General features: G+C 64.1%; 13 protein-coding genes. 10 read left to right on the top strand and 3 right to left on the bottom strand.

The features are described from left to right. Positions 1-116: 116 nt before the first annotated feature. From DW2_RS10405 to DW2_RS10380, 6 genes are all read left to right on the top strand, one after another. Entirely contained in the window at positions 117-845 is a 729-nt protein-coding gene (locus DW2_RS10405; RefSeq protein ID WP_038146098.1) for a Crp/Fnr family transcriptional regulator, read from the top strand. A 291-nt stretch (positions 846-1,136) separates the two neighbouring features. Continuing rightward, positions 1,137-1,637 carry a Crp/Fnr family transcriptional regulator gene (locus DW2_RS10400; protein WP_162178896.1) on the top strand — a complete coding sequence of 167 codons (501 nt, stop codon included), beginning with the start codon at positions 1,137-1,139 and terminating at the stop codon, positions 1,635-1,637. A gap of 455 nt (positions 1,638-2,092) precedes the next feature. Next, the gene (locus DW2_RS10395) at positions 2,093-2,944 is read left to right on the top strand and encodes a cytochrome c oxidase subunit II (RefSeq protein ID WP_051855869.1); all 852 of its coding nucleotides are present in this window, start codon (positions 2,093-2,095) and stop codon (positions 2,942-2,944) included. After that, the gene (locus DW2_RS10390; RefSeq protein WP_081874948.1) at positions 2,941-5,004 is read left to right on the top strand and encodes a cbb3-type cytochrome c oxidase subunit I; all 2,064 of its coding nucleotides are present in this window, start codon (positions 2,941-2,943) and stop codon (positions 5,002-5,004) included. The genes DW2_RS10395 and DW2_RS10390 overlap by 4 nt, the downstream gene beginning before the upstream one ends. Next, a complete protein-coding gene (locus tag DW2_RS10385) occupies positions 5,001-5,630 on the top strand; it encodes a cytochrome c oxidase subunit 3 (protein ID WP_081874947.1) in 630 nt (209 codons plus the stop codon). Before DW2_RS10390 ends, DW2_RS10385 begins: the two co-directional genes overlap by 4 nt. Continuing rightward, positions 5,627-5,974 (top strand): cytochrome o ubiquinol oxidase subunit IV, encoded by a 348-nt coding sequence (locus DW2_RS10380; protein ID WP_051855866.1) that lies wholly within the window; start codon positions 5,627-5,629, stop codon positions 5,972-5,974. The genes DW2_RS10385 and DW2_RS10380 overlap by 4 nt, the downstream gene beginning before the upstream one ends. A 102-nt stretch (positions 5,975-6,076) precedes the next feature. Here DW2_RS10380 and DW2_RS10375 read toward each other — a convergent pair whose 3' ends face one another. Then, entirely contained in the window at positions 6,077-6,649 is a 573-nt protein-coding gene (locus DW2_RS10375) for a DsrE family protein (RefSeq protein ID WP_038146097.1), read from the bottom strand. Positions 6,650-6,869: 220 nt separating this feature from the next. Continuing rightward, positions 6,870-7,424, bottom strand: a complete 555-nt coding sequence (gene mepK, locus DW2_RS10370) for a peptidoglycan L,D-endopeptidase MepK (RefSeq protein ID WP_038146096.1) — start codon at positions 7,422-7,424, stop codon at positions 6,870-6,872. Positions 7,425-7,764: 340 nt separating this feature from the next. Between mepK and DW2_RS10365 the strand changes: the two genes are divergently transcribed. The 4 genes from DW2_RS10365 to DW2_RS10350 are packed head-to-tail and all read left to right on the top strand — an operon-like array spanning position 7,765 to position 12,050. Further along, positions 7,765-9,405, top strand: coding sequence for a L,D-transpeptidase family protein (locus DW2_RS10365; RefSeq protein ID WP_051855863.1), 1,641 nt, complete (start codon positions 7,765-7,767; stop codon positions 9,403-9,405). 50 nt (positions 9,406-9,455) lie between these two features. After that, complete coding sequence (gene lpxD, locus DW2_RS10360) at positions 9,456-10,556, top strand: UDP-3-O-(3-hydroxymyristoyl)glucosamine N-acyltransferase (protein WP_038146095.1); 1,101 nt, start codon at positions 9,456-9,458, stop codon at positions 10,554-10,556. 7 nt (positions 10,557-10,563) lie between these two features. Next, positions 10,564-10,845 (top strand): acyl carrier protein, encoded by a 282-nt coding sequence (locus DW2_RS10355; RefSeq protein WP_038146094.1) that lies wholly within the window; start codon positions 10,564-10,566, stop codon positions 10,843-10,845. Then, entirely contained in the window at positions 10,845-12,050 is a 1,206-nt protein-coding gene (locus DW2_RS10350; RefSeq protein WP_038146087.1) for a beta-ketoacyl-[acyl-carrier-protein] synthase family protein, read from the top strand. The genes DW2_RS10355 and DW2_RS10350 overlap by 1 nt, the downstream gene beginning before the upstream one ends. Positions 12,051-12,143: 93 nt before the next feature. Here the strand turns inward: DW2_RS10350 and DW2_RS10345 are convergent, their stop codons facing one another. Next, positions 12,144-12,830 (bottom strand): invasion associated locus B family protein, encoded by a 687-nt coding sequence (locus DW2_RS10345; RefSeq protein ID WP_081874945.1) that lies wholly within the window; start codon positions 12,828-12,830, stop codon positions 12,144-12,146. Between the last annotated feature and the right edge of the window lie 99 nt (positions 12,831-12,929).

Here is a 12,929-nt window from a genome sequence, read left to right as displayed (position 1 = left end):
GAATCCTGTGGTTTTCCGCAGTCCCGCACTGAATTGGACGGCAGCTTTTCGCCTTTACCTACCGGAACCCGACGAACCGATCGGCGTTTGGCAGGTGACATAGGTGAGGAAGTTGCATGGCGAGTTGTTGCGATATGTGCCCCTTTGGGAAGAACCCGGCCTTCAAGGCGCCGGACGGGCAGGAATATCGCGCGATCGCGCAGATGCGGGTGAACGAACTGCGGCTGAAGGCAGGCGAGTTGATCGTCATGGAGGGAACGGAGCCCGAACGTTTCTATACGCTCCTCGAGGGGCAGGCGATGCGCTACCGCATTCTCGAGGACGGGCGGCGGCAGGTTCTCAACTTTCTCTTTCCCGGCGACATGGTCGGGCTCGATGCCATTCTCCTTGGCGAGACCGGGCATACAACCGAGGCGCTCTCCTCGGCGCGCCTTTGCGCGTTCGAACGCCGGCGCATCCCGGAGCTGTTCTCACAGATGCCGCAACGCGCGATGACCCTGGCCTGGCAGGTGGCACGCGAGGAGCATTTTCTTGGCGACGCTCTTCTTACCGTCGGGCAGCGCAGCGCGCGCGAGGCGCTCGCCTGGGCATTCGTGACCTTGTTCGAGCGGGGCCGCGAGACCGGACTCGTGACCGATGGCCGGATGCCGTTTCCGGTGCGCCAACAGGATCTGGCCGACGCGCTCGGCCTCTCGCTGGTGCACACCAACAAGACCCTGGCGAAGCTGCGCAACGAAGGCCTCGTCCAATGGGCGAGCGGCTGGCTCGCGTTGCCCGATATCGAAACGCTGGCCGAAATCGGCCTCGTCGAGGACCGTCCGTCGCTGCCGCGCGTCTATCTCTGAGCGAAAGCCCGCCGAACAGGCGACCCGACGGAAACCCAGAAAATTTTCGGGGGTTTAACCTATGACGTAGCGGGAGACGGAGCTTCCCGGCAAACGCACGATGCGAGCTCCTTCCGCCGAATGAAGAACGGAAAAAACGACACCGTGGAAGACCTATCGAGACAGCCTGATCTCGGGTTCTTGGCCGAGTTGGTGACGCTTCAGCGCCTGGTTCCGCCGGGCTCTGTGCTGTTGCCTGATCCCGGATTCGCCCTCGTTCGCGTGGAGAGGGGAATCGGGATTCGCTATGCGTTGCTCGAAGACGGACGCAGGCAGATCGAAGGGCTGATCTATCCGGGGGACCTGTGCGGTCTGCCCGAATGCGTGCTCGGCGAGGGCACCAGCTACCACGAGGCGCTCACCGCGATGTCGGTGTCGCATTTCGATCCCCTGGATGTGCGTCAGAGCCGCGCTGCCGAACAGCTTCCGGGGCAGGTCCTGCTCTGGCTCATGGCGACGGAATCCTCGCGGCTGAGCCAGTGGCTGGTCTCGGTCGGGCAGCGCAACGCGCAGGAAGGCATCGCCTGGTTCGTCCACCATGTCTGGGAGCGCGCCGGGATGGCCGGCCTGATCCAGGGGGCGAGCGCGCCCTTCCCGTTTTCCCAGCAGGTTGTCGCGGATGTGTTGGGGCTCTCGCTGGTGCACACCAACAAGACGATGCGCCGGTTGCGCGATCTGGGGCTGTTCCGGATCGCCTCGGGCCGGGTGGAGATCGCCTCGATCTCGCGGCTCCGGCGCGCCGCTGCGCTCTGAACCGCATCCGCCACCAAGCCGATTTTCAACGCTGAAAGGGCCGCAAGGCCCTCTTTTTGTTCACGGAACGATCAACGCGCAATCACAAGCGCGAGAGATCCGGGCTTTTGACCTGTCTGAGCGCCCGAAATTACAACCCAGAACCCCTTGAAAAATGGGGTTTTCGCGCGGCGGTCGCGGTAAAGTTATTTGATTTATGTATGAATAACAGACAGTTGCGCGCCGAGGTGCGACACTTTGTCAGTTTCGATTGACGTTAGTGTCGCTGCCCTAGCTCCACTGACATCGCGCGGGGAGGGAGCCCACGCGGCACCAAGCCCCGCGCCAAGAAGAGGGAATAGGAAGGGTATTCCGTGTTGTTGCAGAATATAAATCAGCGGCCCCGCCGCCTCGCTGCCCCGGCCCTGATGGCTGCGGCAGCCTTGTGGCTTTCAGGATGCGCCGAGAACGGGGTGATGTCCCCGCTCGGACCGGTGGCGGCCGGCGAACGCGCGCATCTCATCGTGTTTTTCCTGTGGATGCTTCCGGTCACGCTGCCGATCCTCATCGGCCTGCCCTGGATCGCCATCCGCTACCGCCGCCGCGGCGGGAAGGGCCATTACACGCCGCATTGGGAGCACTCCACGCTCGCCGAGGCGGTGATCTGGGGCTCGGCCACGGTCACCGTGCTGATCCTCGGCTTCTTCACCTGGGTTCAGGTGAAGCGCGAAGATCCCTATGCGCAAACCGGCGCCGACCCGGTCCACATTCAGGTGATCGGTTCGGAATGGAAATGGATGTTCATCTATCCGGGCAAGATGGCCACGGTGAACAAGGTCGTCCTGCCCCAGCACACGCCGGTCGAGTTCGACATCACGGCCACCGGGGCGATGCAGAGCTTCTGGATCCCGCGTCTGGCCGGCCAGATCTACGCGATGCCGGGCATGGGTACCAAGATGAACCTGACCACGGGCGACACGACCGAGGTCTTCGGCTTCAACAGCCAGTTCAACGGCGCGGCTTTCCCGCTCGACAAGTTCGAGGTGGATGTCGTGACCAAGGACCAGTTCGACGCCTTCCTGCAGGAGCCCAAGCACCCCTGGGCGCAACTCGAGGCGGCCTTCAAGAAGACTGCGACCTGGAGCGGGCCTGAGCTCTTCGAGCCGCCCTCAAAGGATTATTGGATGAAAGTGATGATGAACCCCTCCATCGCGACCGATGGTGGCGCTGCGATCCTTCCGGACAATTCGCCCGGTCAGAAGGAAATCGACAAGGCGATCAACAAGGACCTGCATATCTCGCAACTTAACGGGAGCGCGCAGCAATGAACATTCTGGGTAGTCTAGACTGGAACGATATCTTCATCGTTCCCTTCCTGAAGGAGCCGACGCTCTCGACCGGCATCGCGGCCGGTGCGGGGGGCATCGTCGTCCTCGGCGCGCTCGCGCTTGCGCTCCTGCTGACGGTCAAGGGCTGGTGGAAGCCGCTCTGGAGCGAGTGGATCACCTCGCTCGATCACAAGAAGATCGGCGTGATGTATGTCGTGCTTTCCGGCATCATGCTGGTGCGCGGCGTGCTCGAAGCGGTCGTGATGCGCGCCCAGCAGGTTTCGCCCGCGCCGGGCTTCCTGTCGGTCGAACACCATGCCGAGCTGTTCTCGACCCACGGCACGATCATGATCTTCTTCGTGGCGATGCCGTTCCTCACCGGTCTCATCAACGTCGTCATGCCGCTCCAGATCGGTGCGCGCGACATGGAGTTTCCCTTCATGAACGCCGTGTCGCTGTGGCTGTCGGTCGGCGGCGCGGCGCTGGTGATGGCCTCGCTGGTGGTCGGCCATTTCGAGACCGGCGGCTGGACGGCCTATCCGCCCTATACGGGCATCAATCTCTCGCCCAATGAGGGCGTGGATTACTGGATCTGGTCGCTGGCGCTGACCTCGGTGGGCTCGACATTGTCGGGGATCAACTTCGCGGTCACGATCTACAAGCAGCGCGCCCCGGGCATGACGCTGATGCGGATGCCGATCTTCGCCTGGACGACGCTGTGCACCGCGATCCTGATGATCTTCGCGATGATGCCGCTCACCGTGGCCTCGCTGATGCTGGCGCTCGACCGTCAGGCGGGCTTCCACTTCTTCACCGCCGCCCAGGGCGGGAACATGATGAACTTCGCCAACATGTTCTGGCTCTTCGGCCACCCGGAAGTCTACATCCTGATCCTGCCGGCGTTCGGCGTGTTCTCGCATGTGATCCCGACCTTCTCGGGCAAGAAGCTCTATGGCTACACCTCGCTCGTCTGGGCGACGATCGCGATCGCGGTCCTGTCCTTCACCGTCTGGGTGCACCACTTCTTCACGATGGGTCAGACCACGAACCTCAACGCCATCTTCGGCATCGCCACGATGACGATCGGCGTGCCGACGGGCGTGAAGGTCTATAACTGGCTGCTGACCATGTATCGCGGGAAGCTGCGCTTCTCGACCGCGATGCTGTTCTCGGCCGGTTTCATGTTCACCTTCGTGATCGGCGGCGTGACCGGCGTGATGCTGGCCAACCCGACGATCGACTTCGCGACCCACAACTCGCTGTTTCTGGTGGCGCACTTCCACAACATGATCATTCCGGGCGTCCTGTTCGGCATGTTCGCGGGGGTGAACTACTGGTTCCCGCTCTGCTTCGGTTTCCGTCTCGACGAGACCTGGGGCCGTCGGTCGTTCTGGCTGTGGATGGTCGGCTTCTACCTCGCCTTCATGCCGCTCTACGCGATCGGCCTGATGGGCGCGCCGCGCCGCATGGCCTTCTTCACCGACCCGGCCTACCTGCCGTGGCTGGTGATCGCGATGTTCGGCGCGCTTATGGTGCTTGGCGGTCTTGCCGCCCAGGTGATCCAGATCTGGGTCTCGGTGAAGAACCGCGAGAGCCTGATGGTGCCCGCGGGCGATCCGTGGGACGGCCGTGGCCTCGAATGGTCGCTGGGCTGCCCGGTGCCGGAATATGATTTCACCACCGTGCCGCACATCACCTCGCGCGAGCCGTGGGTGGATGCGAAGGCTCAGGGCAAGCGCGTGATCGACCCGACCGAGTTCGTCGACATCCATCTGCCGAAGTCCACCGGTCTGCCTTTCGTGACCGCGATGATCGCCACCATCGGCGCCTTCGCCCTCATCTTCCAGATGTGGCTGATCGCGGCGGTGTTCTTCGTGGCGATGTGGGTCACGGTGCTGATCCGGTCCTATGACACCGACTGGGAAGAAACCATCTCCGCCGAGGAACTGCGCAAGGGGTATGAGGCCCACAAGCATCTCGTCGAGACCACGCCGAAGGCGACGTTCGAAGACGAGTTCACCTCGAAGAACCGCGGCCTGATCCTGGAGGAAGTAGTATGAGCGCAACGATGACCCATGAGGGGGCGGTTCACACCGCCTCCCACGATCACGGCCATCACGACAAGACGGGGACGGTGATCTTCGGCTTCTGGATCTTCCTGATGTCCGATCTGATCGCGTTCTCGCTGATGATCGCCAACTATGCCGATGCCGAATGGCACGGTATCGCGAACGGGCCGAGCCCGCATGAGCTGTTCAGCCTCGGTCTGCCCACGATCGAGACCATGGCGCTGCTGATCTCGACCTTCACCTTCGGCCTGTGCACCCTGGGCATGAAATACGGCGCGTCGATGAAGCGCACCGTGTTCTGGCTCGTGGTGACGCTCGCGCTCGGCGCGATCTTCCTCGGGATCGAACTCTACGAGTTCCACGAGTTCTGGACCGAGGGCAACACGCCGCAGGTCTCGGGCTTCCTGACGGCCTATTACTCGCTGGTGGGGCTGCATGGTCTGCACGTCACGAGCGGGATCATCTGGGGCATCCTTCTGATGGTGCAGATGAAGACCTTCGGGATGAACGACCTGATGAAGTCGCGTCTCGTGCGTCTGGGCCTGTTCTGGCACATGCTGGATATCGTCTGGATCGCGCTCTTCACCAAAGTCTACCTGATGGGGGTGCTGTCATGAGCCACATCAACTCCGATCTCGGCATGGATTCGGCCGAGTACAAGCATGCGCTCGCGCGCTATGTCTGGGGCTTCGCACTGTCGATCGTGCTGACGCTTCTGGGCGTCGTGCTCGCGGGTGGTGGCATCTTCTCGACCGGGCTTGCCTGGAGCATCGTGGGCATCCTCGCGGTCGCTCAGCTCGTGATCCAGTTCTGGGCCTTCATGCACCTCGACCTGTCGAAGGAGGCGCGGCCGGATCTCTATCTGGTGCTCTTCACCTTCCTGCTCATCATCCTGATGGCGGCAGGCACCGTGTGGGTTCTGGCCGATCTGGCCTCCCGCATGGGCATGGGCGGCATGTAAGACCGAGCGGGGGCAGGGGGCGCGTCGCGCCGCCTGTCCTTTCGCGACACACGAACGCGGGCAGCATCGCTGCCCGCGTTTTTCATTCGGCACTGCGAACGCTTACATCTTGAAGAGTTCGTAGCCTTGGCTCTCGAGCACCGGGATCGCGGCCAGCGCCGAGAGCGCGACCTCGACATTCGGCCCCACCTGATCGGGGGTGAAGCCGTTATCGGCCAGTGCCTGTCCGCAGACATAGAGCTTCACGCCCGCCTTCGTCAGTTCCTCCTTGAGCTTGGTGTCGGGATCTTCCTTGCCGAATTTCGCCTTGTAGGCATCGGGCGAGAGCGCGAGCGGCGTGGCCGCGCCATGCAGGACGACCGCGAACTTGCGGTGCTCCTGATCCACGCCCGCATCGGAATAGACATTGACCGCGCGCGCCACGTGCCAGAGCGCCTTGTTGACGCCCTCCTTGGTGGTGTCGCCGCCGCCGATGTCGAAGACGATCTTCCAGGTCTTGTTCGGGTCGGGCTTGAGCGCACCGTTCGGGACGGGATGCATCTTGCCGTAATCCTTGATCACGGGATTGATCCAGTCGGTCTGGGACGAGGTGCCGGCATTCGCCGTGAGGGCCGAGCCGGTGCCGATCGAGAGGGCGGCGAGCACGGGCAATGCGAAGCGGATCGGATGGGGCATGAAAACCTCCTTTTGCGGAACTGGGGTCTGAAATCTCGGGCCGCGGGGGCCTCGGAAGATCAGCGTCCGGCAAGGCGAGGCGTTCCCACGCGGCGCGTTCAAGCGCATTCAGGAGGCTGTGATCCGCGCGGGCAGGGAGGCGATCCCGCCAGGCATCGCGCAAAGAAAAAGCGCCGCAATTGCGGCGCCGGTCGGGATTGCATCGGGATCGGGCGGGGCGTCAGGCGCCCCAGGTGCGGACCGGTCCGCAATCCATATGCACGAAGTTCGAGCGCGAATACTTGCCGACGCCGCCCGCATGGCAGGCCAGCGCCGCCTTGTACATCTGGCTGACCGAACGCGACTTGAGCCGCAGGTCGGTGGCCTGACCCTTCATGTGCAGAGAGTTCTTCGCGACGCCTTTCGAGCGCGAGCGGAGCATCGCATTCGTCTTGGGCGAGCGGTAGCCCGAGAGCAGCAAGTAGGGTTCGCGGATTTCCATCAGGTTGTGGGCGGCCGCCGCGATGTCGATCGTGCGCGGATCGATGTTCTTGAGCTGGTTGGTGCGCCAGTCGCGGGCGAAATAGGTGATCTCCTTGAGCGCATCGGGGATATATTCGCCCTCGATCCAGTAAACGGTGTCGAGGCTTTCGCCGGTGCGGCCGTTGTACATCCGGATGCGCCGGATATCGCCTGCACCTTTCAGTAGACCGAAGGCATTGCTCATCGTGGGAGCCGCAGTCACCATGGTCGCAGCAAATACACCCAGAAGGCCACGCCGGGAGATCGTCGTCATCGCTAAAATCCTGTGTTCGCCTGTCTCTCGATTTTGTTCCGCCCTGTCATCGGACGGCTGATCGAATGGTTGCCCCAAAGTCACGAGCTTTATGGCATAGACCTTAAGGCCAATAAAGAAACGATTTGCCTCATCTTTGTGACACTCGGGAAATCGGCGAAAAATTGCTGGTTCCATGTTGAAATCCGCCGAGGCGCATTCTCTGAAATCCTGTTGCGATGGTGCATCTTTTGGGGGGTGCCGCGCGTCATCCTGCCGAAAGCCACAAGCTTTTCTGGACAGGGCGCGGCAAGTCTGTGAGAGCTTGAGATAACGAGCATCCAAAGCGAGCAGGTAGGCGATGACGGGTATTCTCCGGACCATTGGGCTGGCGATGTCGATTTCTGGTCTCGCGATTGGCGCGCAGGCCCAGGGGACCGCGCAGATCGCGGCCCAGGGGGCGATTTCGCCGATCACCGGGGTCGAGCTGAGCGGGTTCACGCAGGCAATCGCCGAGGCGGCCGCGTCGGATCCCGGCATCGCGGCTTTCTATTCCGCGCGCGATTATCGCCCGATCTGGACCGCCGAGGCCGATGCCGATCGTCGCGCCGCCTTCTTCCGCGCGCTGGACCTCTCGGGGCTGCAGGGCTTGCCGCAGAGCCGCTATGATGCGGACGGTTTGCGCGCGCGCTTCGCCTCCGTGCGATCCGAGCGTCAGCGCGGCGAACTCGAAGTGGCGATGTCGAAGGTCTTTCTCGATTACGCGCATGATCTCTCGCACGGCATCCTCAAACCGCGCGAGGTCATTTCCGACATCAAGCGCACGCCGATGCGCGCCGATCCTCAGGCACGGCTGAGCGCCTTCGCCGCAAGCGGAAATCCCGCGCTCTTTCTGCGGGGCCTGGCGCCCGCGATGCCGCAATATGCGCAACTGGTCCGGGCGCGTCTCGATCTCGAGGCGCAGATCGCGGCAGGCGGCTACGGCCCGACGGTCGAGGCGAAGAAGCTCGAGCCCGGCGATCAGGGCCCGGCGGTGATCGCGCTGCGCGACCGGCTCCAGAAACTGGGCTATCTCGGCCGCTCCGCCACCGCGGTCTACGATGCCGAGATCCAGAAGGCCGTGCAGGCCTTCCAGTCCGACCAGGGGCTGGCCACGGACGGGATCGTGGGGCAGGGCACGCTGGCCGAACTCAACCGCTCTCCGAGCGAACGCCTGAAATCCATCCTCGTCGCGATGGAGCGGCTGCGCTGGATGAACGGCACCGATTTCTCGGGCCGCTATGTCTGGGTCAATATCGCCGATTACTCGGTCAGTGTGATCGACGACGGCAAGACGACCTTCCGCTCGAAAACCGTGGTCGGTCAGAATTCCTCCGACCGGCGCTCGCCCGAATTCTCCGACGAGATGGAGATGATGGTCATCAACCCGGCCTGGCATGTGCCGCGCTCGATCGTGACCAAGGAATATCTGCCGCAGCTCAAGCGCAACCCGAATGCCGCGAGCCAGCTTCAGCTGATCGACTCGCGCGGGCAGGTCGTGCCGCGTTCGGCGGTCGATTTCTCGGCCTATAACGCGAAGAACTTCCCCTTTGCGATGAAGGAGCCGCCCTCGACGCGCAATGCGCTCGGGCTGGTGAAATTCCTCTTCCCGAACCCGTGGAACATCTATCTGCACGACACGCCGTCGAAATCACTCTTCCAGAAGGAGTCGCGGGCGTTCAGCCATGGCTGCATCCGTGTCGGCCAGCCCTTCGATCTGGCCTATGTGCTGCTCGGCGCGCAGAGCGACGATCCGCAAGGCGAATTCCAGCGCATCCTGAACTCCGGTCGGGAAACGACGGTGCCGCTCAAGAAACATGTTCCCGTGCATCTGGTCTATTTCACCGCCTGGCCGCGCGCCGATGGTCATGTCGAATATCGCCGCGACGTCTATGGGCGTGACGCGACGCTTTTCGACGCTCTGGCGAAGGCCGGGGTGGAATTGGAGGCCCGGGGCAGCTAAATCTCTGGCGAAACGGGGCCTGCGGGCCCGCTGCCACGAGAGAACCGGACATGTCCCAGACCATCGAGCAAATCGCACGCGCGCTGGACGCGCAGGCCGAGGGCGACCTGTCGATCACGGTGACGGGCGCCGCCGAACCCGCTGCGGCGGGCCCCGAGCAGATCGCGCTCGCGATGAACGAGAAATATGCCGAAGGGCTCCGGGCGGGCGGCGCGCGCGCGGCGCTTTTGTGGGAAGGGGCGGACTGGCGCGCCTACGGGCTCGAGGCGGCGATCTTCGTCACCCGGCCACGGCTGGCGATGGCGGGGCTCTCGAAGGCCTTCGATCCCGGTATCGAGATCGCCTCCGGCATCCATGAAAGCTGCGTGGTCGATCCGAGCGCCGAGATCGGCGCGGGCGCCTCGATCGGTCCCTTCACCGTGATCGGACGCGGTGTGAGGATCGGCCCGAACGCGCGGATCGCAAGCCAGGTGACGATCGCGGAAGAGACGCGGATCGGGGCGGATGCGCTGATCCATTCCGGCGTGCGGATCGGGGCGCGGGTGGTGATCGGCGATCGCTTCATCTGCCAGCCCGGCGCGGTGATCGGTGCTGACGGCTTTTCCTTCGTCACGCCCGAGACCTCCGGCGTCGAGGAAATCCGCTCGACGCTCGGGCAACGCGAGGAGATCCGCGAACAGCACTGGGTGCGCATCCACAGTCTCGGCACGGTCGAGATCGGCGATGATGTCGAGATCGGCGCGAATGCCTGTATCGACCGCGGCACGGTGCGCGCTACCACGATCGGCTCGGGCAGCAAGCTCGATAACCAGGTTCAGATCGGTCACAACGTGCAGGTGGGCGAAGATTGCCTGCTCTGCGGGCAGGTGGGGGTCGCGGGCTCGACGAAGATCGGCGACCGGGTGGTGCTGGCGGGCCAATGCGGGGTTTCGGACAATATCATCGTCGGCGATGACGTGATCGCGGCGGGCGGAACGGACATCTACACCAATGTGCCCAAGGGCCGGACGGTCTGGGGCAGCCCGGCGGTAAAGATGGAAACACAGCTCGAGATCAACAAATCCCTGCGCCGCCTGCCAAGATTGTTTGGACAATTCGCAGAACTTCGAGAAACTGTTACGAAGCTCAAGCAGAAGGGAAGCACGGAGTAACGCCACAATGAGGCCCGACGTGCAGGAACAGGTTTTCTCGATCATCGCCCGCGAAGCCCTTCGCGATCCGTCCGAACTGACCCCCGAGATGACTCTCGAGGAGCTGGGGCTCGACAGCCTCGGTCTCGTCGAGGTGATCTTCGCCATCGAAGAGACCTTCGACGTCTCGGTCCCCTTCAACGCGAACGAACCCTCGAGCGCACAGTTCGACATCTCCTCTGTCGGCGCGATCGTGCGCGCGGTGGAGCACCTGGTCACCGGCGCCAGCCCCTCGGCCGCCGTCGCGTGATGCGAAGGGTTGTCATCTCCGGGGCGGGCACGATCAATGCGCTGGCCGAGGGGGTGGAGGCGACGCAGGCCGCGATGGCGCAGGGCCGTACGGGAATCGGCCCGCTCGCATTCCGGGACTCGGAACGGCTGAGCATCCGCATCGGCGCGCAGATCCACGATTTCGACGCGACCCGGCGCTTCAGCGCTTCGCAGCTCGCGCTCTACGATCCCTTCACCCAATATGCGCTGGTCGCGGGCGAGGAGGCGATGGCGCAGGCGGGGCTCGAGCGCGCGCCAGATCCGGCCCGCTGGGGCTGCATCATCGGGACGGCGGGCGGCGGGCACACGACCGCAAACAACGCCTATCGCGCGGTCTTCGCCGAGGGCAAGAACCGCGTCCACCCCTTCACCGTCCCGAAGCTGATGGGCAATGCCGCGCCCTCGCATCTCTCGATCCGTTTCGGTCTGCAGGGCCCGAGTTTCGCCGTCGCCACCGCCTGTGCCAGCTCGAACCATGCGATCGGGCTCGCCTTTCAGATGGTGCGCTCGGGCATGGCCGAGGGGATGCTGGCCGGTGGTGCTGAGGCGATGCTGAATTTCGGCGGGCTCAAGGCCTGGGAAGGTCTGCGCGTGATGTCGCCCGATGGCTGCCGGCCGTTCAGCGCGGATCGCAACGGCATGGTGCAGGGCGAGGGCGCGGGTGTTTTCGTGATCGAGACGCTCGAGAGCGCCCAGGCGCGCGGCGCGCTCCCGCTGGCCGAGATCGCGGGCTTCGCGATGAATTCCGATGCGAGCGACGTGGTGATGCCTTCGCTCGACGGGGCGGCGGCGGCAATCGCGGGCGCGCTCGACGATGCGGGCATGGCGCCCGGGGAGGTGGGCTATATCAACGCCCACGGGACCGGCACGGCGGCCAATGACCGGATCGAGACCGCCGCGATCCGCAAGACCTTCGGCGCTGCGGCCGACAACGTGCCGGTCAGCGCGACCAAGGCGATGCATGGTCATTGCATCGGCGGCACGGGGGCGGTGGAGCTCGTCGCCTGCCTGATGGCGCTGCGGCAAGGCGTGATCGCGCCCACGATCAATTACGCGACGCCCGATCCCGATTGCGATCTCGATTACGTTCCCAACGCGGCGCGGCGCGCGCAGGTCGGCGCCGCGCTGTCGAACGCCTTCGCCTTCGGCGGGCTCAACGCGGTTCTGGCGCTCCGCGCTATCTGAAGGGCTCGTCGAAGAAAAAACGCCGCGCTTGCGGGCGCGGCGTTTCGAGATTCCGGCGGCACCCGGCCCGCGCGGGGCAGGGCGCGCGGGCGATCACTTGACCGCGCCGCTCTCCTCGTTCGTCTTGACCACTTCCTCATAGGCCTTGGTGAAGCCGTTGAGCGAAATGTCGGCCGAGACCTTCTGGTTCGGGGCCGCGAGCGGAACGATGGTGATGGTCGCCTTCGAGCCCTTCTTGAAGGCGTCGAGCTCTTCCGGCAGCAGGCCGATCCGCGCAAAGCAGCCCATCGGCTGGCAGAAGGTGAAGGGGTAGACCTTGGGCTGGCCGCCATCGACGGCCACCAGCAGGTTCTGCGTCAGCAGCGTGTCGAGCGGGACCATGATCGTCGCGCCCGCCGCAGCCTTCGAACCCTTGGGCAGACCGAAGAGCGAGATATCGGCGAGGTTGCCGCCGTTCTTGTCCTTGATCACCTGGTAGATCTGGCACGGGTCCTTGCCGTCGGGCGACTTGATGCACTGAAGCTCCCAATCGCCATAGGTGGCCTTGGTGTAGGTCTGCTGCTGTTGCGCAGCCTCGCCAGTGGCGGCCTGATCGCCCGTCGCGGGAGCCGCTTGCGCGGCATCGGCTGCGGGGGCTGCGGGCGCGGGCGTGTCGGTCGTCGCCGCATCGGCGGCCGGAGTCGGCGTCGCGGCGTCGGTGGCGGAGCTGTCCTGCGCCCAGGCACCCTGCGCAAGGCCGAAGGCCAGAACGAGTGCGAGCGGTTTCGTCAGCTGAGACATGATAACTCTTCTCCTGAAACAGTTCGGCTGAACGCTTAACATGCGCCGGGGCCGGTGTCAGTCGGGAAAACCGGCGCGTTTATCACGGATCGGCGGCAT

Origin of the sequence: Thioclava atlantica, assembly GCF_000737065.1 — a bacterium.
Classification (GTDB): Bacteria; Pseudomonadota; Alphaproteobacteria; order Rhodobacterales; family Rhodobacteraceae; genus Thioclava; species Thioclava atlantica.
Note: the sequence above shows the minus strand (reverse complement) of the source record. Positions and strands in the feature narration are given on the sequence as shown.

Bases quoted from the DNA above. Each gene is read 5' to 3' on its own strand.
- DW2_RS10390 (WP_081874948.1), top strand. From the start codon at position 2,941: ATGAACATTCTGGGTAGTCTAGACTGGAACGATATCTTCATCGTTCCC.
- DW2_RS10345 (WP_081874945.1), bottom strand. From the start codon at position 12,830: ATGTCTCAGCTGACGAAACCGCTCGCACTCGTTCTGGCCTTCGGCCTT.
- DW2_RS10365 (WP_051855863.1), top strand. From the start codon at position 7,765: ATGACGGGTATTCTCCGGACCATTGGGCTGGCGATGTCGATTTCTGGT.
- DW2_RS10355 (WP_038146094.1), top strand. From the start codon at position 10,564: ATGAGGCCCGACGTGCAGGAACAGGTTTTCTCGATCATCGCCCGCGAA.
- DW2_RS10375 (WP_038146097.1), bottom strand. From the start codon at position 6,649: ATGCCCCATCCGATCCGCTTCGCATTGCCCGTGCTCGCCGCCCTCTCG.
- DW2_RS10385 (WP_081874947.1), top strand. From the start codon at position 5,001: ATGAGCGCAACGATGACCCATGAGGGGGCGGTTCACACCGCCTCCCAC.
- DW2_RS10405 (WP_038146098.1), top strand. From the start codon at position 117: ATGGCGAGTTGTTGCGATATGTGCCCCTTTGGGAAGAACCCGGCCTTC.
- mepK (WP_038146096.1), bottom strand. From the start codon at position 7,424: ATGACGACGATCTCCCGGCGTGGCCTTCTGGGTGTATTTGCTGCGACC.
- DW2_RS10380 (WP_051855866.1), top strand. From the start codon at position 5,627: ATGAGCCACATCAACTCCGATCTCGGCATGGATTCGGCCGAGTACAAG.
- DW2_RS10350 (WP_038146087.1), top strand. From the start codon at position 10,845: ATGCGAAGGGTTGTCATCTCCGGGGCGGGCACGATCAATGCGCTGGCC.
- DW2_RS10395 (WP_051855869.1), top strand. From the start codon at position 2,093: ATGTCCCCGCTCGGACCGGTGGCGGCCGGCGAACGCGCGCATCTCATC.
- lpxD (WP_038146095.1), top strand. From the start codon at position 9,456: ATGTCCCAGACCATCGAGCAAATCGCACGCGCGCTGGACGCGCAGGCC.